This is a genomic window from Lysinibacillus sp. NPDC047702, assembly GCF_050272555.1.
Classification (GTDB): Bacteria; Bacillota; Bacilli; order Bacillales_A; family Planococcaceae; genus Lysinibacillus.
In genome coordinates, this window is record NZ_JBNNMG010000009.1 from 114,681 (window position 1) to 137,573 (window position 22,893).

Genomic DNA, 22,893 nt, shown 5'->3' on the forward strand with positions numbered 1-22,893 from the left:
TCTCCTTTTTTTAAAATTCCGTATATATAAATGGTCCAGCGTTCATATCATGGAACCCATGAATAATAAACAAAAGCACCAAAATGATAAAATAAAATAACGTAAAGCCTATAAAACGTAATAGCTCATTATTTTTAATGGATTGCATCAGTTCACCTCCAATTTAATAATGAAAAAGGATTATAACTTTGTAAATATACTAAATAAATAGATATTTTTTCAAGTTATTTTTTATAATTCTTCTATTAAAATTTTTAACACTGTTTTGACGGAATGTGGAGAAAAATGTTGCTGTATTTTGCTATATTCATTAAATCATAAGATTAATTTAAGATTAATTTAAGATTTGGGAAAAATTGATGTAAAACAAAGCCCTTAAATCAAAAAAAGTACCATCATCAGTTAATCTAATCAACTTATGATGGCACTTATATTTTTATCCCGTTTAACTTATGGGAAAATCATTTAGTTAACAGCATCTAACACTTTTTTGGAAACATAAAAATCTGTTCCATTGTAGACATTAATGGTATCAAATGTATATGTTTTGGTCGTATTGCTTGAAGCTTGCTCGTAAATCATTATGTTTTTATTTACTGGAATCGTTAATGTAATATCTTTTTTTTGAGCAATAAATTTCGGGTTTTCATGATCTGTTCGATCTATCTTTGTCGTATAGCCCTTTTCTGTAAAAGCTTTTGTTGCAGGGATATATAAATCCTTCGTCAGCTTATTTAAATCAAAGCTCATAAATTGTGCCATTGTATATGCTATTTCTGTGTTTTCAACAAGGCCAGTTATTACTGAAGGTCCAAATGTATAAAGAAATACATCCTCACCAGTATGTCCGCCTGTTGTAAAACCAATATTTGCTCGTTTGGCAAGCATCTGTCCCATCTCTTTACTCAGATTCTTAGAAGTTGCTAAGGTTGTTCGCTCACCTTTAGATAAGTCTGTTAAACCATAGAGTGCTGCTACCTCTATCATATTGGATTGATCTTGTTTCAATTGACTTAGGGCACCTTCAAGGGTCATTCTCGCTTTCCTTAACGGATCAATAAAAGCAGAAACAGGCATGCTGGCATATGTCTTTGTTGTATTCGTATTCCCCATTGTAATACCGCTATTACCATGATCTGTCACGGCAATAACCGTTGTATGCCCATCCTCTTTGGCAAAATCAAGTGCTTTTTGGACAGCCTCATCAAACGCTAAAATTTCACTGATGATGCCGATTGTGTCGTTGGCATGTGCTGCCCAATCCACCTTACTGCCCTCTACAAATAAGAAGAAACCTTTGTCATTTTGTTTAAGCGTTTGAATGGCTTTATTTGTCATTTCAGCAAGCGTCGGCTCAGATGCTCTGGTGATAGGGCGATCTATATTGTAAGCAAGGGCATTTGGAGCAAAGCTTCCCCAAATTTTCGATGAGGAACTTTTTAAAAGTTCATCACGAGTTTTTACAATGTCATAATTTTTTTCTTTTAGGACATTCACTAAGTTCTCGCCATCTTTACGAGCATTATTAGCGGCACCTGGAATGAGAGATGCCAATCCACCGCCTAACACAACATCAATGTTTTGATAGACCTGCTGCTCAGCTATATCATCATATTGGCTTCTATTTTTTACATGTGCTGAAAAGCCTGCTGGTGTTGCATGTTGAATTTCGGAAGTAGAAATCAGCCCAGTTGCCATGCCCTGCTGTTTCGCTCCTTCTAAAACATTGGCTACAGGACGCATAGTGTCACCTTTGGCTAATTGCGTTAATCCTGGAGAATTAATAACGGCTGGTAACACACCTACAAATTTACGATTTGATTTATGTCCTGTGGCTAATGCAGTAGCAGCAGGTGCAGAATCGGTAAGGGCAGATTCTGCAGAGTAAGTACGAACTGCACCAGTTAAAATCGCGTCTAATGCCAAATTTCCACCCTTATACCATCGAGAGAGTGTGACAGCATTATTACTACTCCCATCCATCACCATCATAATAACATTTGCTGGCTGAGTAGCTTTCGCAGCTTGTACTTGTGGTAGGGCGATATTTGTCGCCGAAAAAATCATTGCACTAGCTATAACCCATGTACGCCATTTTTGTAAGTATTTCATGATGTAGTCTCCTTTAGGTTAATTTCAAAAGTAGTGTAACGAAAGTTTATCTTCACCAGCTGTGTTGAAGCGAGAAATTAGATATGGTGCAAATTCATATATTATAGTTCCTGTTCATACTCCTCACCGTCTACTGTTTGATAATATAAAATACCATCTGCAATGATGAGATTCAATACCTCTTCTTCTAGTAACACTTCCTCTGCGCCATCGTTAACATCAATTTTTGTTAGATAGCCTGCATTGTCATAATCACTGCAATAAAGTGCATCCTCATAGTTAGCCAAGTAGTAGCAGGCTGTTTCTGAGATTTGCTTATTTTGCTGTGTTGTTAAATTATAGGCGTATACCATGTTGTCGCGAATGCTATTATAGTAAATAATATCTTCGCCCGTATCGGCATACCACATATCATGCATAAAATCATAGTCCTTGCTTGTTGCCGCAAAATAGTTTTCTTTGACCCATAGATGATCTTGACTTAGTTTTTCATCATTCACTAAAAAATATTCGTAGGAAATTGCATAAGGCTCATTTGGATCAACATCATTCCATGTTGTATCAAGATGATACCAATTACCGTCAATGCCTACTAAATTCCATGCATGCAGTTCATTGTCGCTATAGCCATATACATATTGAGCATCAAGATCTGAGGCTGCCAATAGTCGGTAGGCGAGTAAAGCATAGGCCTGACAAACAGCCGTGTTTTCTTGAATTAACTCATATACTGTCTGTCCTTCCGTTGATCCCTGCTCGGTATAAGTGGCTAATTGTACAATCATATCGTTAATAGCCTTGGCACGATGGAAGTCATCCATGTCATCAGTAATATACTGTTCGACAAATTGATTGACAAAGGAATCCACTTTTTCCTCTTTTTTAGCATCTGTCAAATAGCTAATCGTAAATTCAATTAAATATCCATTGTCTTGATCCCACGAGGTCCATTCAAAATTCAAGAAATAACCAGCCGTATAAGGATTCACATAGGAAAGTAAGCTATTCATGTCATTAAGCTGAACCTCGAATTCTTCCCAATCCAGTTTCCCTGTATAAACAACCTCAAATGTCTTATCAAAATTAGCGATATGCTTTTCTACTTTCTTTGTAAATTGCAATAAGGCAGGGTCCTTTTTAAACAAAGTAGTAGAAAAAAGGTCTGAGGCGGAAAAGGAAGCGGATATAACTTTGCTCTCTGGCTTTTTAATGTCGTCCTTTGTGTCTGTTTCTTTTATGGAAGAATCAGTTGTCTCTTCAAGGTATGTATCTAGTGTTTCGGAGCAGGCAATTAGCAAGACAGATAAGCACAATAAACAAAGCATAGAAATGATTTTTCTTATCATAAAGTTCCTCCAAGCGATATTTTTTTCCATTATAAGCGAGGAGGATGAATAAGTGCATTGTAATTTTCTTGTGATAAGGACAATAAGAAAAATTGTGCAATTTACAGATTATTTTCAATCTAAGTTTGTCATGGCAACCTTTTTTTGTTATAATGTGGTGTGTTGTGATGTTTCGAAGTTCGGGAGGTGCAGTGGATGCATACAGTAGTATTAGTTTCATTAATTATCGTATCATTAGCATTGATTGTTGTCGTATTACTTCAATCTAGTAAAAGTGCAGGCTTGTCAGGTGCCATCTCGGGTGGAGCTGAACAACTATTTGGAAAACAAAAAGCACGTGGTATGGATCTTATCCTTCACCGTGCAACAATTGTGTTAGCAATTTTATTCTTTATTTTAGCAGTCGCTATTACAAAAATCTAATAGTTGAAGATATATCGCCTAACCGAACTGGTTGGGCGTTTTCTTTTATCCAGGATGTTGATGGATAGAAGAGCATAAGTGGCGGATTGAACCATCGAACAGACGGATAGAAAACCGAAAGTGATGGATAGGACCATTGAATAGAAGGATAGTGCATCATCACTGATGTAGAATCTCTAGTAAATGGCTATAATGGTGATAGTATGTATTGGTGTGAAGGAGAGCTTGCAATGAACAAAACTTTATCTCAGCCATTTTTCTTTCAGGCAGGACCACGAGCGGTATTATTATTGCATGGTTTTACAGGAAGCTCGGCAGATGTCCGAATGCTTGGTAGATTTTTAGAGAAAAAAGGGTATACTACATTAGCGCCTCACTATAAAGGTCACGGCGTGGAACCAGAAGAACTTATCACAACAGGACCTGCTGATTGGTGGCAGGATGTCGTAGCTGCCTATAAGCAGTTACAGGATGCTGGTTATCAGGAGATTGCAGTTACAGGTCTATCATTAGGTGGTGTGATGGCACTTAATGTGGCATTAAATAACCCAGTAAAAGGAATCATTACAATGTGTGCCCCGATGACAATGCGTACAACCGATGTCATGTTTGAGGGAGTCTTGAAATATGCAAGAGACTATAAAAAATTCCAAGGCAAACAGGATGAGCAAATCGAAGCAGAGATTTCAAACATTGCTGAAAAAGGTATGCCATCTTTACAGGAGCTACGTGAATTTATTGCCCGTACCCGTCAAGAAATTGACATGATTTATGCTCCAGTTTTTGTCGTTCAAGCAACAAATGATGAGGTAATTGAGACAGAATCTGCCAACATTATATATAATCAAACTGAGTCACTTGAAAAGCACATCAAGTGGTATGAAAACTCAAGGCATGTTATTACATTAGATCAAGAAAAAGATCAGTTACATGAAGATATTTATCACTTTTTAGAAGGCCTAAATTGGGCACAATAAACAAATAGGATTTTCTCAATGAAGGAGGGAAATTATGAAAGATCAAAAGGATTCACTACAAAGTCGTTTACTCGATTTTTTCAGTGAAGAAGATTATAAACCATTAACCGTGGGCGAAATTGAGGACGTATTTGGCTTTGAGGATGCTGACGAGTTTAAAGAGCTTGTAAAAACTTTAGTGCGCATGGAAGGGCAGGGCTTAGTTGTCCGCTCCCGCTCCAATCGTTATGGCTTGCCAGAGCGTATGAATTTACTAAGAGGTAAATTTATCGGTCATGCAAAGGGCTTTGGCTTTGTGACACCTGATATTGAGGGAATGGATGATGTTTTCATTCCACCGCATGAAGTTAATGGTGCCATTAACGGCGATATCGTTCTTATCCGAGTGTTAAAGGAATCATTCGGTGATCGTCGCGAAGGAACTGTGACAAAGGTAGTGGAACGTGGACAAACAAGCTTTGTTGGTACTTTCCAGGCAAATCGTGGCTTTGGCTTTGTTGTCTTAGACGATAAAAAGCTACCAATGGATATTTTTATTGCAAAAGGTGATACATTAGGTGCTGTTGACGGACACAAGGTTGTCGTTGAGGTCGCTACTTGGCCAGAGGATTTAAAATCAGCGACAGGCTATATTACAAAGATTTTAGGTCATAAAAATGATCCAGGTGTGGATATTCTCTCTATATTATATAAGCACGATATTCCACCAGAATTCCCAGATGAAGTGATTGCCGCTGCACAACGAGTGCCTGATGAAATTACTGAGGCTGATATAGAGGGGCGCCGTGATTTACGTCACGAAACAATTGTCACAATCGATGGAGCAGACGCAAAGGATTTGGATGATGCAGTTACTGTAACAAAAAATGGTGACGGTACTTATAAGCTTGGCGTACATATTGCAGACGTTAGTTATTATGTAACGCAAGGCTCTGTCATTGACATTGAAGCCTATGATCGTGCGACAAGTGTCTATTTAACAGATCGTGTGATTCCAATGATTCCACATCGTTTATCGAATGGTATCTGTTCCTTAAATCCTCAGGTTGATCGTTTAACATTGTCCTGTGAAATGATTATCGATGCTAATGGGAATGTGATTTCACACGAAATTTTCCAAAGTGTCATTAAAACGACAGAGCGTATGACATATAAGGATGTTTACAAAATTTTAGTAGAGCAGGATGAGGAGCTAATTACCCGTTACGAGTCTCTTGTACCAATGTTTAAAAACATGGCAGAGCTATCATCGATTTTACGTCATAAACGCGAAATGCGCGGAGCAATTGACTTTGACTTTAAAGAATCCAAAGTCATTGTCAACGAGGATGGCTGGCCAGTAGATATTGAATTACGCGAGCGTACAGTAGCAGAGAAATTAATTGAAGATTTCATGCTAGCTGCCAATGAAACCGTAGCAGAGCACTTCCACTGGATGAATGTACCATTCCTATACCGAATTCACGAAGACCCAAAACCAGAAAAGCTCCAACGCTTCTTTGAATTTGTCACGAATTTCGGTATTTTAATTAAAGGTACCGGCAATACCGTTCATCCTAAGGCTTTACAGGATGTTTTAAAGGCAATTGATGGTATGCCAGAGGAGCCAGTAATTTCAACAATGCTCCTACGCTCTATGCAGCAGGCAAAATATTATCCAGAGAGCCTCGGTCACTTTGGTTTATCGACGGATTTCTATACACACTTTACATCACCAATTCGTCGTTATCCAGACTTAATCGTGCATCGTTTAATTCGAACATATTTAATTAATAAAGATACATCGAGAGAAACGATTGCACAATGGAGTATGGCAATGGATGAAATTGCTGACCATACATCAGAGCGTGAACGCCGTGCTGTCGATGCAGAACGTGATACCGATTCACTGAAAAAGGCTCAATATATGTCCGATAAAATTGGCGAGGAGTTCGAGGGAATCGTCTCATCCATCACAAACTTCGGGATTTTCGTGGAGCTTCCAAATACGATCGAAGGTCTTGTCCATATTAGCAATATGACAGATGACTACTACCGTTTTGACGATCGCCAGATGATTATGATTGGCGAACGAACAAATCGTCAATTCCGCATTGGCGATGAGGTCATGGTTCGTGTAGCAAATGTTATTATAGAGGAGTCATCCATTGACTTTGAAATCGTTGGAATGGTAACTTCATATGGACGAACACGCAAAGCAGCCCCTACTGTTATTCACGCACGTAAAAATTACAACGATAACAAAGGCGGTAGTGGCAGCCGTAGAGGTAGTCGTAACGAGGACGAGCGAGGTGGCCGTGGAGGTCGCAGAGGCGGTCGCAACGAGGAAGAACGAAGCAGTCGTGGCAGTCGCAGAGGTGGTCGTAACGAGGAAGAACGAAGTAGTCGTGACAATCACAGAGGTGGTCGAAGCGAAGAGGAAAGAGGCAAACGAGGAGAGCGCCGTGAAAATGACCGTGATCCAAGAGGCAGCCGCAAAGATAGCTCCAGCCCAGGTCCTAAAAAACGCGTAAAGCAAAAGCAAAAATTCTATGAGGGCATTGCTAAAAAGAATAAAAAGAAAAAATCAAAACGTAAATAAATTCATTAACAATCCAATGCGAGCAGGTTAACCCCTGCTCAACCTTTAAATTAGAGGGTGAAGAATATGGCAAAAGGTACTGGGAAAGTATTAGCACAAAACAAAAAAGCCAGTCATGACTACTTCATTGAAGACACAATTGAAGCAGGCATGGTGCTAACAGGTACAGAAATAAAATCCATCCGTGCAGGAAGGGTCCAACTAAAAGAATCTTATGTACAAATTCGTAACGGTGAAGCATGGATCAGTAATATGCATATCAGCTCATTCGAACAAGGCAACCGCTTTAACCATGATCCACTGCGCGCCCGCAAGCTACTGCTTCATAAAAAGCAAATCGGCGAGCTAGTCGGTGCCGTTAAACGTGACGGCTACACAATTATTCCATTAAAAATGTACATTAAGGATGGCTACGCCAAACTATTAATCGGTGTCGGCAAAGGGAAAAAGGACTACGATAAACGTAACGACATGCGCAAGAAAGAAGCCAAACGCGAAATGGAACGTACCTTTAAAGCGAAAAATCAATATTAATAGATTGGGAGAAAGCTCACTGTTGCTGGTGAGCTTTTTGCTTTGAGCGGGGCGGGGGCGGATAGAATGGGGAAAGTGATGGATGGAGATTGAAATGTGACGGATTGAACTGTGAGAGTGATGGATAGAATAGTGAAACAGATGGATAGGCTATGATGTTCGAGCCAATTTTTTCTAAGTTATCGGGATACTTGAACTATCGTTAGTTTTGTTTTATAATATGTATTACTGATTGCCAGATTTCATGGAAGCGTACTTTTAAGCTCCCACCGTACTAGAAGTAATTCTAGCTCTTTGTTTGAACGAGGCCAAGCCGCTTCAGTTCATATTCAAGGGGACGTTACGGATTCGACAGGGATGGTTCAAGCTTTAGTCGCGCGTCGGAGGGCTCGGCTCCGTCATCAACGACAGTTATATAATAACTGGCAAACAACAAAACTTAGCTTTCGCAGCGTAAGCTCGTAAGCGCTCTGCCTCTCTATCGCCCATGTAGAGAACGTGGGGCCCAACTTTAGTGGGATACGGTCGATGGTGCCACCTGAGTCATCGGCAAGAGATTTCCAGGTTAGCGTACAGGACGCCTGTTTGTCGGCATAATGCTACGTGAATCCTAAATAGGCAAACTACACGCGTAGAAGCTGAAGTATTGGAGTTTCTGGACGCGGGTTCGACTCCCGCCGTCTCCATTTTCTGAAATCAAATGATTTCACAGAGTGTCAAAACCCTTGATAATACAGGGTTTTGGCACTTTTTTAATTTCATCCAATTTCACCTGTTTTCATTCAAATCTAGTCAATTTCTAGTCAAAACTAAGTCAAAAGCTTAACCTTCTAAATAGCTAACAAACTTCTGAATAGCGCCTTCTTTCGCCTTTTTCGTGACGTGTGTATAAATGTCTAAAGTAGTTTTTACATCAGAATGTCCAAGTCGATCTTGAACTTCTTTAATGCTCGCACCAGCTTCGAATAAAAGTGAGCAGTGCGTATGACGTAAACCATGTGGTGATACTTTCTTCAAAGTGTATTTGTTTTGAACACTATACATCCACTTCTGAACTTGACCAGGCTGGATAAAATCATTTTTTGTATTACTAAACATCAATTGATTTTTCTTCAGCGTATTGATGCCTAACTGAATATATTGCTGCTTTTGGAGCTTATTCCATTCTTTTAAAATCGATAAAGTTGTTTCATCTAATTTGATCGTACGAGGTTTACCAGTCTTAGTAGTCTTCAAATAAAGCTGTGTTTGTTTACCACGTCCGATAGCTTTATTAATAGTTATCTCGCTTTCCACAAAGTTCACATCATTCCATGTTAAAGCTAATGCCTCGCTTTTGCGCATGCCTGTATAAGCGATTAAACGGAATAGCGAATATGCTTTATAGTTAAGGTGATCTTTTGCTTTCTCTAAAAATGAAATTAGCTCTTCCTTCGTATAAAAGTTTTCATTTTCATCTTCAGCACTTTCCATAAAAGTTTTCTTAATTTTTGTCTCAACATGAGTGAAGGGATTCGTTTGAATAAAGCCATGCACAATAGCGAAATCTAATACCTTTTTAGCGTAAGACTTAATCGTACGAGCTTTTTTAACTTTTGCAGCCCATTCATTGTAATGTTTTTGACAAATAGCAATCGTAATTTTCTCGATACGGTAAGTGCCCATAGAAGGTAAGATATGATTTTTAAAGTAGCCGACTGTTTTAACAAATGTACTTTCTTCAACAGTTTTTTCGTATTGAGTGATCCAAAGATCGTATACTTCTTGATATGTCTCTGTGCTTTTTTGTTTGTATGTGCCTTCGGAGACTTGAAGTTTGATACGTGCTAAAGCAAGTTCAGCTTCTTTTTTCGTTTTAAAACCTCTGCGGGTAGTACTTCGAGCTTTACCTGTAAGCTCGTCTACACCTAAATAAACTTGGAATTTATATAACGTTTTACCATCTTTGTTTTCATAACTTTTGATGGTTGAAGAGTTATTTTTAGTCATAGTGACCCTCCTAATATCGTTGCGGGGGCAAGATATAAAGAGAGGATTGATCCCTCACAGTTATAATATATAATTTAACTGGGTAAAAATCCTCTTGAAACATTTAAAAACTATATTCTTCTAAAAATCGATCAATTTCTTTTTTAGAAACTCTTTTAATTCCCTCGATTTCGCATACTTTTAAGCCCATAGTGCGAAATTTTATGAAGGTGTTGTAGGAAACGCTTGCGTATTTTGCTGCGTCTTTTACACTTAACCATTCTATGTTTGAAGTATGATTAGTAAATTTTTTTAATATGTGATAAATCTCCTTTAGTAAGTCTAAATGTGAATATTGCATATTTAATCCTCCATAAGATTAGAATTGATTTTTAAAGACAATCCAATGTAGCCATTTTTATTTTCATTACCTAATCTAAATCTTTTATATTGAAGATTATGTTTGGACTTAAGATGTCTATGAAATTCAATTTTTGTAGCTGGAATTACATTATGAATTTCACAATAGCTAAAATATGCAATTTCTATTTCAGAACTAAATATTTTAGCATCTGTAGATTGAATACATTCTTGTAAGAAAAATTGTTCGATTGAGTTATTATGAATAGTGTAATTTTTTTGTAATTGGTTAACTCTTATATTATTTGTAAATTGATAATTATTATGGATTAGTCTTAATAAACCTATCGTGGACCAATTAGCAATATAGTCAATTTCTTTTAATAGTTTTTTAAATAACAATGGATCTTGCTTTTCTTTGGGAATAGCATTATCAAATGGAATAATTAGTAGCCTTTCACTAAATGCATTTGACCGATCTAAATTATTTAATGAAGGTAAATGATTACCTGCAAAAACTAAAGCCGCCATATTGACAAATGATACTGGTTGTTCATATAAAGCTTTAGCCATTATTCTATCTCCACCAGAAAGTTTTTTTAGAACGTCTAATCTTTTTAATGTAAGTTCAGACGTTTCACCACAAGTATTTAATTTTTTTGACAAGAGTCTATTAAGATAATCTTTTTTATTTAATTCATCTAAGCTTAAACTAGTGCAAAAATTAACTCCTACCAAATGTTCTAGTAGTTTAAGAATTATGGATTTTCCCGTATCTTTAGGACCAGTAAGATACGGGATTATTTTTAAGTCTCGAATTTCTGAAATGACGTAACCAAATAATTCTTGAATTCTGGTGTACAATAAATGATCGTTCTGACAAATATCAAGCATAAAATTTTCAAAGTAGATACTATCTAAAGGATCATAACTATAATTTGCATTAATAATGGATGTAAAATTATATTCTGGTGAATGATTAATTAACTTCTGATTAGAAATATTAAGTATTCCATTCTTAAATGCAATATAATTCCTCTTTGAAAGTAAATCTGATTCATTTTTAACATTATTACACTCCGCCTTAATCCAATTAACAATATCCCTAATATTACTAGAGTTTAGAAAATGCTTTAAATGAATGGGAGCATTTTTTCTTATAAATTGATCTGAATTTTCATTTGTTAAAGGGATGTAATAACCTAAATTTTCATCCCAAACATGCAATATTTTATCAAAAATTTTAAATAAGAATATATCTTCATATAATTTAGCTATTGAATAACTTGAATATTTTATAGTTTTTTTGTCAGTATAACTTGAATTATTTGAATTAATCGCATAGGATGTATTTTTATTATTGCTTTCTTTAGTAATTTTTATAGAATCTAATAAAGTATCCTTATTTATATTGATAATATTAGAAGATAAGGCTATTTTAGGATTTATTTCGGACATAAGTAAACTTGGTTTAGAAATTTTTATTGATATGGTGTCAGTTTTTAATTTATCTGGAAATAATGATTGCTGATTATTATTCATATTGAGCACCTCATTAAACATCTGATGTATTTTTAGATAAATCTAATAAATGCTGAAAAATGATTTTTAGTTTATTGCTATTACTCATACTACTTATAAAGAAAAAATCACATATTGTTTCTTTAGCAAATTCATCATATCCAATAGTAATTAAGCAATTATCAGGACCGTATTGCCAAAAAATATATATTTTTTCATAAGGTTGTAACTCTGTATTTTTATCAAAAAAGAGATCCTTCGATGGAGTTTTTATATATACTTTATTAGAACTAGTTTTTCTTCCGTCTAATGCTAGTATTACTTTAAAGTCCTTTTCTGTATTTGGCTGATATGAAAAGTTATTGAAATATCCGTGAATTTGAATATTTCTTTTTGATTGAATAAGAATGATACCGTTAGTTAAAGTGATTGGATTTTCGGTAAAACCAATTAACTTTGCTTCTTTAGAATTAATCATCATAGCAAAGCTGTTCTGATCGCAAAGTTCTCTTTGTTCCAAGTGTTCCATTAGTTCATTAAATTTGATTGCAAATTTTTCCTTTTTCATTAAAATCACTCCTATTGTTATTTGAACTATTGCTCAATCAAGAGTTTAATGAAAAATAAAATAAAAATCTTGTTTATGAAATGAAAATATTAATTCATTTTGAATTGAGATTTTTAAGATATACTATGTTATAGTAGATTATTTTTGGAGGGATAAGTTTGAGTGCTGAAGATACAATAAATAGAGATTCTAACAAAATCATCATCAATGATAAAGAGACCATTTTAAAAATTGATAATTTTAATGAACAAAATTTAATTATTTTTAATGATAACGAAAAAGGGTATAAACTTGAAAAGTTTCATGATGCTGTAATTAATGAATATTTTCGCTTGTTTAAACGTCATGGTAAATCAAAGAAGGTTGAGAAATATTTCGAATATTTAGAACAAGATTTGTTAGTTACTTTACTTTATGAATCAATTGAGAATATAAATGGTTATTTTGATACTTTAAAAAAACATAAAGTTTATAGCCAATTATCAAAAGAGTTTTATTTTGAATCTGAGGAAAGTTTTAAAAAAGAAGTAGAAAGCTTTTGGGGGAAAGATAAATATAGTAATCATTTTGAGAGTTATTATAAAGAATTATTTAATAAAGTACCAAGAATATTATTTGTCTGGTATATGTTTTCCAGCAAAAAGCTTATAGAAAAAACTAAAAAAAGAGGTACGAAGATTAATAAGCTTATTGATCCAAGAAAATTACCATTATTTAATTTCAAAAATAATAAAACAGAAATATTAAATGATGCAAAAATAGACATTAATTTTTTCATGAATAAACTTTATCTGAATAAATTAAACATCAATGTTTCTGTGAATTTATTTGCCTTTAATAAATTTACAAATTTATTTGATTTATATTTGTTTTTAAATAAAAGTTATAAATCATTGAATATATATTACTTAGATGAAGAAGGTATAATAGAAGAAGCAATTTACTTTTTTGAGTCAAGTGCATCAGTAATAAATTTATCTGGATTGAAAATGAGAAAGTATTTAATCGATTTTGACTTATATAACAATAAATATTTTTTAATTAAAGAAGGAATAGAAAGAGAGCATGATTTATTTAACAATTTAAAAAATACTATTAAGCAAAAAATAATAGAGAATACGAATTTAGAATATGATATTAAAATACCAAAGGAAATTTATGATGACTATAAAGTATTTATAGAATTAAAGAAAATTGATTACTATAAAGATTTAATTAAAACTTTTAATTTAAAACTATTTGAAGAAGGTAATAATATTTATGATCAATTGGAAGCTGTCTATAATGCTTTGTATTCCGAAAAAAAAAGAAAAAAAGATATTTATAAAAGTATGGAACAAGTAGAACATATGGAACTAAGTGCTAAAAATAAGAAAAAAAAGACCACTTTAGATTTTAAAAATGAACAAAAAATTAGATAGAAGGGCTATAGTTTGAATATGAGTGTTCAAACTATAGTCCAATTAAATCAATATCAAATATATCCTTTTTCTTTTAAAGAAGTAAAATTATCCATACATAATATTAAATGATCGATCAAATCAATTCCTAAAATTTTTCCTGCTTCTTTAAGTCTCTTTGTTACTTCAATATCTTCAGGACTAGGCGTGCTTATATTACTCGGGTGATTATGCCCAACTATAATTGAGGCTGCATTACTTAATAAAGCGGATTTCATTACTTCACGAGGATGAACTATGCTAGCATTTAAACTTCCAATGTGGACAACTTGGATGCATGTAGGTTGATTCTTAGTGTCTAGGCACATAACAATAAAATGCTCGCGATCTACATCACCTAAAAATTCTTGCATTAATTCATAAGCATCTTGAGGAGATCGAATTTTACGTCCTTTATAGAGCATGGATTTTTCACGAACTAATTTAACCTGAACTATTTGTATTCGTTTTGCATGTTTGATTATTGACTCATTTGTATTCATAATATACTCACTCCTAAACATTATTTAAGGACCTATCATTCTAAATAAATGATAGGTCCTATTCACTTTAATAATATATATTTGAAATTAATGTCTTTTCGGATAATTGTATTTGAATTAGTTATTTGGGAATATGCGGTATAAATACAAATAAAATGATTCTAGATTTTTTTCATTATTCTTCACCATTAAAAGCCCATCTAACAAAATGCTCGCAATTATTGAAAACCAAATTATACCGTTCTTCATTTAAACGTGAATAAGCGCGGTTGATTATTTCGTCTCTAGTGTAGAGCCTAGGAGTGTCGAGTATATAAATAGCAGCCCCTTTAGCAAAGTTTTCTAGTGAATCTATTTTTACAATGCCATTTTGATAATGAATTACTTCGTAATCATTCAAAGATAGAGCATGATGAGAATAGATGGTACGATCAACTTTTAAATGTTCCGCTTTAGCGATTTTATTCTTAACGTTATTGTCGAGGAGGTGCCATTTTTTTAATTCTTTATTAGGATTTCTAGGTGTAGTTTTTGAATCTAGTATTTGCTCGGTGATATTTTTAATTGTTGTAATACCTCGATCGATTACTTCGACTGCGTTTCCAAGTATTGGATCATCTTTTTTCCAATCGTGTATAATGTCACGTTTCGTCTCAGATACAATTATTTTTACATCACTTATAAACTCCTTATTGATATTTGAAATATTTTTTGTACATTCTATTAATTCACTGAAAAATCCCATATCTATCGCTCCTCTAAATAATTTATTTTGCATGTTTTGGTGAATCTAAACGTTGATTAGGCTTTCGAATAACAATACAAATAGAGCAGCCCATCATTATTTAATCTTGATGAGCTGCTCTATATTGATAATATATAATTGAAATCAGAGCAAGAGGTTATATAAACTCTTTAAATTCAGAAGGTTCATGCTAGATCTTATAGATTCAGAAAAAAGCATGAAATAAATATAATTGAATATTATACAATGGATAACCCGAAACAAGGAATTAGCGATACCAGCAAGTAAACTATAGAATTAATAAATGGGGCGTGGTATTTTACAGTGGTGGAATTATCGTAATTCTAATGTAATCCTAATTTAGCGATATTTCTAGTTAGATTGCTGGATAAATTTGCATTAAGTACACAGACGTTTTCAATAGTTGGAATTGTAGATTAGAATAATCAAGAATTGTTAATTCAATGAGTAAGGATTAAAAAGTATTAGTAAAAACGCACTTAGCGATCTAACGGAGAACCTTACCATAAATAAGTGCTTATGATTGAAAATTCAACGTTATATCATAAATTTAAGGTAGTGTATGATATTTTAATATAAAGTTGTAGTAACGGGAATTTTCATCTAGTTACTACAACTTTATAAATATAGAAAACTATGATTACAACCAGGACATAACATTATGCTTGTTTGATGCATTACTTGCACTAATATTACTTAGCAAAAAACAATAAAGATTTAACTGTCCTAATTTAAATAAGCCCATCGTATAAGTGTTATATATCAACTGTTGTGTATTTTTTGAATGCAAATTATGTAAACCACAATGCTTTATTACATCTAATTTATTATTACAATAATCATAGTTTCCACTATAGGGGGATTTCTTGTAAACCCAATCCCATGTTGCTGATGATATTCCATTTGTACGCATAACATCACAATAATCAGAAACAGTTAAATTAGGTGTTGTACCTTTATTTAATAACTCATCTGCAAATATAGCTTCTTCTACAAACATCGTCTTGCAAGTGCTATCCTCAAACGGATGTCCTCCTGCGAATATCCCACAATTAAATTTGATTGCTTCTGTTAATCTCAAATATACTAACTTAATGATAGCTTCTTGTACTATCTTTGGTACTGTATAAGAACTATCATATGAGATTACCTTATATAAATTATAAAGATCCTCTAACAAGGAATTGCAATTTGATTCTACAAAATTCTCAATTCTATAATTATCTTTGGTCTTTACCCTGTCATGTTTCTCTTTACCAAAATTAATTTTCCAAGTAGTACCTGTCTTTGGTAATGTGAATTTTTTAACAATATTATTAAAATAATCAATTATATCATTAGTTGTATAACCAACTACTACATTTGGATCACAGCTCTCTATAAGTGATTCAACGATTACCTGTTCTTCATTAGCACCTTTCTTTGTAGAAAATATAGACTTTAACTTATCAATTAAATCTTTATTAAAACATTCTTCTACAAAATTAAGTGTTACTATATCAAATGCTCCCATTGGTATTACCTTTCCAGAAGGGTTTAACACTTCCAATGATGTATTGAGTACAGAATCACCTACTAACTTTGATAAGTCATCAGTAAAATCTTCAACTGCGTCCTTTACCTGTCTTAATACTTCATTATAGCCTTCCATTGTTGTATATGTGTTACCATTACGATAGATAAACAATACATTTGAACCAGCAATCTTTGGTATGATTTTATCGATGGATAAGCGAAATTCTTTATCATTTTCATCTCTCATCATTAAGAGATACACATCTGCATCACTAGCAACATTAAGCAGCACATCTCCCGAAACACCAGGAGTATCTGTAATAACCAAACAATCAATGCTATCTCCCATTATCTCTCTTGCAAAAGAACTTGCTTCAGTTACGATTTCAATACTATCTGTTAAAAGACTTAATTGCCTTGGCATACCTGCTAACTCATCAGTTGCTTTCTGTGAATAAGTATTTTCTTTTTCTATACGTCTTAAAAAGTTCTTTATTTCATCCTCATGTTCATCATCGAATGGAACTTCAATGCCGTTTAATGAAGAATCAGCTGCTAAATAACGCATAAAGCTTTTCTTTTCTAATCCTTTTGTGAGATAAAACTTAAAATTAAGTTTAGTACAATCTTTACCACTTGATTCCAAATATTTACGTACTAATTTTGAGTATTTTAGGAACCTTGAAATAAGCCTTGATTTCCCTACCCTTGCTCTGCCTACTATGCAAATTTTCTTTGTAAACATATTTTCATTTCCTCCATTCTTTTTCTAAGATTTAATTTTGCTAGTATCATTTTTGAAGCATATATTGCTCTATTTCATATAAGTCAAAATAGGTCCAGCTTTTATTTCATGCACAGGCTTTGGAAAGCTAAGTTCCCTTACTCTCCAATTTGATACTGATGATGAGGATACTTCACATATATCAGCAATTTCCTTCAAACCAACCAACCAACCAATCTCACGTACTTCAGCCCTTTCTTTATAACTTCCTTACGTTGTGAACATAATTCATATTACTTGTGAATGATTATTTATAGATTAAATAATTTTTTTTATATGTCAAGAAATTTCAGGGATTTTTTGTTATTTTAAATAAAAATAGCCGAATCATATGCTGAAATAGTAGTAGTGAATATTGGTAATAACTAAAAAAAGGTTCGATAACTTTTGTCTCTTTAGAACTGGAATAAGGTTAATTATGATATTGTAGAAGGTTATCTGGCTGTAGTTGAGATAGAGCATAGTATGTTGACAGCTGATGAAAGTTTGCAAAAAAAAAAGGTACTGACGATTGAGCGTTGCGCTAAAAAAATAGGAACATAGCAATAATATATGTTTGATACTTGAGTTATTTCAAATTTTATCAAAAATTCTTATAAATATATATTGTACCCTTGATAAAGAGACTTGAATTTTAATTAAAATTCAAGTCTCTTATTTTTTCTGGAGGAAGGATATATAGATTGAATAAAGCTAGTAAGTAGATTCATATCTGTATTTGATGTTACTAGTAGGCAGGCGATAGTATGTACTTATTAGGATTAGCCATTATAACTCTGTTTGAACAAAGTGTTTGTGATGCTATAGAAGGTCTAAATAGTTTCAAACATAACATTGAGTTAATCCCCCCTACCGTGATTTATCACAATCGATTCATGAAAAATAAGTAGAGATTATTTTAAAAAATAAAATCGCATTTATATTTATCACGGAAAATGAATGGTATCATAGTGGGATTTTTATTATTAGAAAAAAAGTAAAGTTTAATAAAATTTCCCTTATTTCCTAAAATAAGGTTTTATGAAAAATTATATGATATAGTTTAATTAATAATTTTATAAAAAGAATCAATTTCATAAATCATACTTTCCAAGAGCTTAGACTGCTCCTATTATGAAAACTTACGTTTTTAAAAATTATGCTGCTCGAGTATGTGATTGTAATAAAGCATTTAGTCGATCCACTGCTAATCTATAGGCATTATAAATAAACGTCACTAGGTTGAAATGAAGCTTAGCTTTTCTTCCTGTTCTATGACGGACATTGTTTAACTGAAAATATTCTTTTAAATAGGCATTCACACGTTCTACAGCGGTACGTTCTTTATAGAGTTGTTTCCAACGTTCAGAGCCACGTGCTGGATAGGTAAATTTCCGTAAATCTGTGTCACATTTGATTTTGAAAACCTTTTGACAGAGGGAATCATTACGTAATGGACAGGTTGCACATTCCTTTGGTCTTGTGAATTTGAGTGTTCGGTACTTTTCATCGAAGCTGTCATAAAGTAGCTGTGTTCACGTACACATGTCGGTCTAAAATGCTGATCAAATCCAAGATACTCGCCTTCATTGCGGATATTATAGGGAATCACTGCACGCATTTGATACGCGTGTAATTGACGGTAAATGGGCTCAAAATCATACCCTGCATCCAAAATAGTAGTCGTAAAATGCCCTGGAAATAAGTCTTCTATTTTCTTTAAAAGAGGAATCGCGGCTTTACTATCCGACAAATTGCCAGATGTCATGAGGCAAGAGGGGATATATTGGCTCTTGGTTGTCACTGCGAGATGCCCTTTAAAGCTAAACCAAAACGTATTTTTGCCGTCACTGTTCTTTTTGATGCCCCAATTCGGTTCGATGTGCACATCTTGCCACAGTGTCTTCAGTGGTGTATCGAGTTGATGCCTGATTTCTTTTTCATAAGTCGACTGATTGGCTTCGATTTCTGCTTGTTTCGTAAGCCAATCCTCACGTTCCTCTTTTGATTTTCGTTCACGTTTTTGGGGTGGTGCAGGTTCTTTTTTCTCCGAAGGTTTCGCCGCATCGAGTGATTCGAAATGTGTGGCGTCTATAGCGAGATGTTCATCACAAATGAAACCTTCTATAAAGGCTGTTTGAATCAATGTATCTTGCATATGATCGAGCACATCTGATTGACTAATAACGTCGATCATACGCGAATAGGACGCTTCAGATGGAACCACGTCTGAAACGAGAAAACTGCAATCGAATCGAAATAAAGGATCATTGACTAAACGTTTGATTAAATCCTTAATCGTTGGAATCCGCTCGATAATACGAACAATGAGTGACTGTATCATAGCACCGAAATTTAATTCACGTGGGGCACCACATAATGTCTTTTTTGAAAACAACTGAAAAATAGGTTGCACGTCGAAAGTGGCAAAAATCGCATCAAAACGACGGGAACTTTCCATTTCCATTAATTCTTGGATGTCAAATAGGCTCATTTGTTTTACAATAGTCATAGGGCATTCACCTCATTCAGTATGTTAGTTTCGTCGCTATCATTATACCGGATTTGGGGAGGTGCCCGTTTTTTATTGGTTTAGAACCCTTGATACTAAAGGGATTAGATTTATGAAATTAACTCAAAAATATAAAAAAATAAAAAAGGAGTGTTCATCTATGGCAATAGTAACAACAATTAAACATCCAATGATTTCAGGATATATAAAAGGTTTTGTGAAAAAGTATGAGATATCTAAAAGTAAGGCAAAAAATGAGCATAACATTTTTGAAATGTTTATTAATGATTTAGTTTTAAGTACATACTGTAATGATCCTAATGCAAATTACGAAGACATGGAAACTGGAACATCATTTGGAATTGATGGTGTTGCTATCTTTATTAATGATAAATTAGTTGAAAATATTGAAGATGTTAATTATATTTGTGAATCAACTCGAAAGATAGAAGTAAAATTTATATTTACACAAACTAAGGTTTCTGAAAAATTTGACAGAAGCGAAGTTAGGGATTTTTTACAAGGAATAAATAGATTCTTTAACTTTGAATATTGTGAATTAAATGAGGTAAGGAATTCTTGGGAGACAGCCAAATACATATATGATTTAAGTACTAAATTCAAAAGTAATCCCTCTTTAAAACTATATTATGTAGCATTAGCACCTAATAAAATTACATTAAATGATCCAAACTTAGATATACATTTAAAATCAGAAATAATGACAGGGATAAGGGTTTTAAAACAAAAGATTTTATTTGATGATGATAATATTTCAATTAACTTTTTAGGTCTAAAAGAAATACGAGAATTAAATCAAAAAAAGAATAATCAGTCTGAAATTAAATTTAATTTAGATAAACAACCAGTTCCTTATCCAAAAGATAATACAGGGATAATAAAGTCGGCGTATTTTGGATTAATTAAGGTAGAAGATTTCTTAGATATTCTATCTGAAAAACTTGAAGGTGAAAGAAACCTAAGAAAAGGAATATTTGAAGATAACATTCGTGACTATCTAGGAGCAAATGAAAAAGTTGATGTTAACTTAAATATGAAAAACGGGTTAACGGGTGAAAATGCTCATTTATTTGGGCTTTTAAATAATGGAATAACGATAATCGCTGATGAAGTACAAATTATTTCAACCGAAGCAAGTTTAGTAAATTATCAGATTGTAAATGGTTGTCAAACTAGTAATGTAATATTTGAGTCATTAAAAGAAATAAAAGAACGAAATATTTATATTCCTATCAGATTAATTGGTACGGAAGATGAAGATACTAAAAATGCTATAATTAAAGCAACAAATAGTCAGACTGCTTTAAAACCTGAGCAACTCTTAGCTTTAAGGGATGAACAAAAATCATTAGAGGAATATTATAAGGCAAAAAAACATCAAAATAAGTTTGATTTATATTACGAAAGAAGAACGGAACAATATAGAAATGAAGATATCCAAAAGACAAAAATTGTTAATATACCTTTTCAAATCAAAGCGACATCTGCAATGTTTTTAGATTTACCAGATGCAGTTTCTGGACAATACGGGAAAGTGGAACAAAAAACTAGGGGAAAGCTTTTTACAAATACTACTTTACTAAATTCATACTACGTGAGTGGTTTGACATGGTACAGAGTGGAAGCATACATTAGAAATAATGAAGAAGGTAAAAAATATCGTAGAGCACGTTGGCATATTATGATGATTATAAAATATTTAGTAGAAGATGGTCAGGATTTTAAGCCAATTATAGATAAGAAAACAGAATTATTAGCAGAGAAAATAGAAAAAATTATGCTAAGTGATAATGAATCTACAAGATTAATTGAAAAATCATTAGAGATATTAAAAGGATTTTTATATAGTGAGGGAATAATAGATATTAGTGAAGATAGAAAAATATTTGAGAGAAAAGAAACTACAACACAATTAATTGAATTTGTGAAAAATTATAAATGGCTTAGTAGTCATGATAGAGAAAATCAAATTTTATGGGTTGACGATAGACCAGAAAATAATCAATTTGAGCGAAAAGCATTTGAATCTATTGGGATTGAATTTACTTTATCATTATCTACAAATGACGCTTTGTTTCAGCTTGATAACAAACGATTTGCCACTATAATTTCAGATATAGGAAGAAAAGAAGGTCTGCAGGAAGGGTATATTTTACTTGACGAAATAAGAAGGCGCTGTAATGATACACCATTTTTTATTTTTTCGAGCTCTAATTTACCAGAGCATAAACAAAAAGCTCTACAGCATGGAGCTCAAGGAAGTACTAATAATGGACAAGAGCTCTTTCAAATGGTAACAAAGTCACTTTTGACAAAAAAGTAGATTTTACATGATTTATAATAGTTAATTGTTAATCCCTAGAAAATGATTTAAGGTGATTTTCAATTAAATTTTGTAATGATTTCTCAAGTGAAACAGAACGACCATTAATTCCGCACGTTAACATTGTCAATTTTAAAAAATTTAATATCCCCATTTGATACCCCCTCGTATATTAGTAGTAATTTAAGAGTTGAGTTAGAAAGGTTTACTAACAAACTCTTTATCATTTTAAAGATTTATAAGACGTGCATTTTGGACAAAATATGAATGATTTCATATAAGTAATACTTTTATAATAGCCACGATTTTGAATATGCTTGCCTATTTGGATTTGTTATTTAGATATGGTAAGGCACTTGATGAAGTTAATAAACTTTAATGTATAATCAATTATATTTGGAAATTTTAACTCATGAACATAAAACGAAAAAGCATCGAGAGTGATTTCTTGATGCTTTTTCTAGAATTCCTGGAAGCTCTCTAGAAATAGAGCTTCTTTAATTTTTTTCATCTTAACAAATTGCTTTAGAATATCGTATAACTATTTTTGCTCATGTATGTCTATTGTAAGCCCGAAATACAAAAATAAGCGCACCTTATCGGTACGCATGACGAATGGCCAGCTATCTGAGTTTTTTTCAGATAGCTGGCTATTTTGAAC

The 22,893-nt window shown here is 33.2% G+C and carries 16 protein-coding genes, 1 other RNA gene and 1 pseudogene; 7 read left to right on the forward strand and 11 right to left on the reverse strand.

The features are described 5' to 3' along the window. Positions 1–10: 10 nt before the first annotated feature. The 3 genes from ACQKIM_RS07275 to ACQKIM_RS07285 form a co-directional block, all read right to left on the reverse strand. Positions 11–148, reverse strand: coding sequence for a teichoic acid D-Ala incorporation-associated protein DltX (locus tag ACQKIM_RS07275; RefSeq protein ID WP_054770455.1), 138 nt, complete (start codon positions 146–148; stop codon positions 11–13). Between the two features lie 317 nt (positions 149–465). After that, entirely contained in the window at positions 466–2,112 is a 1,647-nt protein-coding gene (locus ACQKIM_RS07280) for an alkaline phosphatase (RefSeq protein WP_427541245.1), read from the reverse strand. Between the two features lie 101 nt (positions 2,113–2,213). Then, on the reverse strand, positions 2,214–3,458 hold the full coding sequence (locus ACQKIM_RS07285) for a DUF5050 domain-containing protein (RefSeq protein WP_427541248.1): 1,245 nt from the start codon (positions 3,456–3,458) through the stop codon (positions 2,214–2,216). 195 nt (positions 3,459–3,653) lie between these two features. On the opposite strand from ACQKIM_RS07285, the gene secG reads away from it, so the two are divergent. From secG to ssrA, 5 genes are all read left to right on the forward strand, one after another. After that, positions 3,654–3,881, forward strand: a complete 228-nt coding sequence (gene secG, locus ACQKIM_RS07290; protein ID WP_427541251.1) for a preprotein translocase subunit SecG — start codon at positions 3,654–3,656, stop codon at positions 3,879–3,881. A 230-nt stretch (positions 3,882–4,111) separates the two neighbouring features. Next, positions 4,112–4,858 carry an alpha/beta hydrolase gene (locus ACQKIM_RS07295; protein WP_427541254.1) on the forward strand — a complete coding sequence of 249 codons (747 nt, stop codon included), beginning with the start codon at positions 4,112–4,114 and terminating at the stop codon, positions 4,856–4,858. Positions 4,859–4,892: 34 nt separating this feature from the next. Further along, positions 4,893–7,439 (forward strand): ribonuclease R, encoded by a 2,547-nt coding sequence (gene rnr, locus ACQKIM_RS07300; RefSeq protein ID WP_427541257.1) that lies wholly within the window; start codon positions 4,893–4,895, stop codon positions 7,437–7,439. Between the two features lie 66 nt (positions 7,440–7,505). Further along, complete coding sequence (smpB, locus tag ACQKIM_RS07305; RefSeq protein ID WP_427541260.1) at positions 7,506–7,973, forward strand: SsrA-binding protein SmpB; 468 nt, start codon at positions 7,506–7,508, stop codon at positions 7,971–7,973. A gap of 333 nt (positions 7,974–8,306) precedes the next feature. Then, positions 8,307–8,662: a transfer-messenger RNA gene (gene ssrA, locus ACQKIM_RS07310) on the forward strand. A 133-nt stretch (positions 8,663–8,795) separates the two neighbouring features. Here ssrA and ACQKIM_RS07315 read toward each other — a convergent pair. The 4 genes from ACQKIM_RS07315 to ACQKIM_RS07330 form a co-directional block, all read right to left on the reverse strand. Next, entirely contained in the window at positions 8,796–9,962 is a 1,167-nt protein-coding gene (locus ACQKIM_RS07315; protein WP_427541262.1) for a tyrosine-type recombinase/integrase, read from the reverse strand. Positions 9,963–10,065: 103 nt separating this feature from the next. After that, entirely contained in the window at positions 10,066–10,302 is a 237-nt protein-coding gene (locus tag ACQKIM_RS07320; RefSeq protein ID WP_427541265.1) for a helix-turn-helix domain-containing protein, read from the reverse strand. Between the two features lie 2 nt (positions 10,303–10,304). Then, on the reverse strand, positions 10,305–11,843 hold the full coding sequence (locus tag ACQKIM_RS07325; protein WP_427541268.1) for a DNA primase family protein: 1,539 nt from the start codon (positions 11,841–11,843) through the stop codon (positions 10,305–10,307). A gap of 13 nt (positions 11,844–11,856) precedes the next feature. Continuing rightward, positions 11,857–12,390, reverse strand: a complete 534-nt coding sequence (locus ACQKIM_RS07330) for a hypothetical protein (RefSeq protein WP_427541271.1) — start codon at positions 12,388–12,390, stop codon at positions 11,857–11,859. A 158-nt stretch (positions 12,391–12,548) separates the two neighbouring features. Here ACQKIM_RS07330 and ACQKIM_RS07335 point away from each other — a divergent pair, with 158 nt between their 5' ends. Continuing rightward, positions 12,549–13,811 (forward strand): hypothetical protein, encoded by a 1,263-nt coding sequence (locus tag ACQKIM_RS07335; RefSeq protein WP_427541274.1) that lies wholly within the window; start codon positions 12,549–12,551, stop codon positions 13,809–13,811. A 53-nt stretch (positions 13,812–13,864) separates the two neighbouring features. Here the strand turns inward: ACQKIM_RS07335 and ACQKIM_RS07340 are convergent, their stop codons facing one another. The 4 genes and pseudogenes from ACQKIM_RS07340 to ACQKIM_RS07355 form a co-directional block, all read right to left on the reverse strand. Then, the gene (locus ACQKIM_RS07340; RefSeq protein ID WP_427541277.1) at positions 13,865–14,332 is read right to left on the reverse strand and encodes a JAB domain-containing protein; all 468 of its coding nucleotides are present in this window, start codon (positions 14,330–14,332) and stop codon (positions 13,865–13,867) included. A gap of 175 nt (positions 14,333–14,507) precedes the next feature. Beyond that, the gene (locus ACQKIM_RS07345) at positions 14,508–15,077 is read right to left on the reverse strand and encodes a lecithin retinol acyltransferase family protein (RefSeq protein ID WP_427541280.1); all 570 of its coding nucleotides are present in this window, start codon (positions 15,075–15,077) and stop codon (positions 14,508–14,510) included. Positions 15,078–15,738: 661 nt separating this feature from the next. Continuing rightward, on the reverse strand, positions 15,739–17,358 hold the full coding sequence (locus tag ACQKIM_RS07350) for a hypothetical protein (RefSeq protein ID WP_427541283.1): 1,620 nt from the start codon (positions 17,356–17,358) through the stop codon (positions 15,739–15,741). 1,175 nt (positions 17,359–18,533) lie between these two features. Continuing rightward, positions 18,534–19,888: pseudogene (locus ACQKIM_RS07355) on the reverse strand (transposase). Between the two features lie 160 nt (positions 19,889–20,048). Here ACQKIM_RS07355 and ACQKIM_RS07360 point away from each other — a divergent pair. Then, complete coding sequence (locus ACQKIM_RS07360) at positions 20,049–22,232, forward strand: AIPR family protein (RefSeq protein ID WP_427541286.1); 2,184 nt, start codon at positions 20,049–20,051, stop codon at positions 22,230–22,232. The last annotated feature ends 661 nt before the right edge of the window (positions 22,233–22,893 follow it).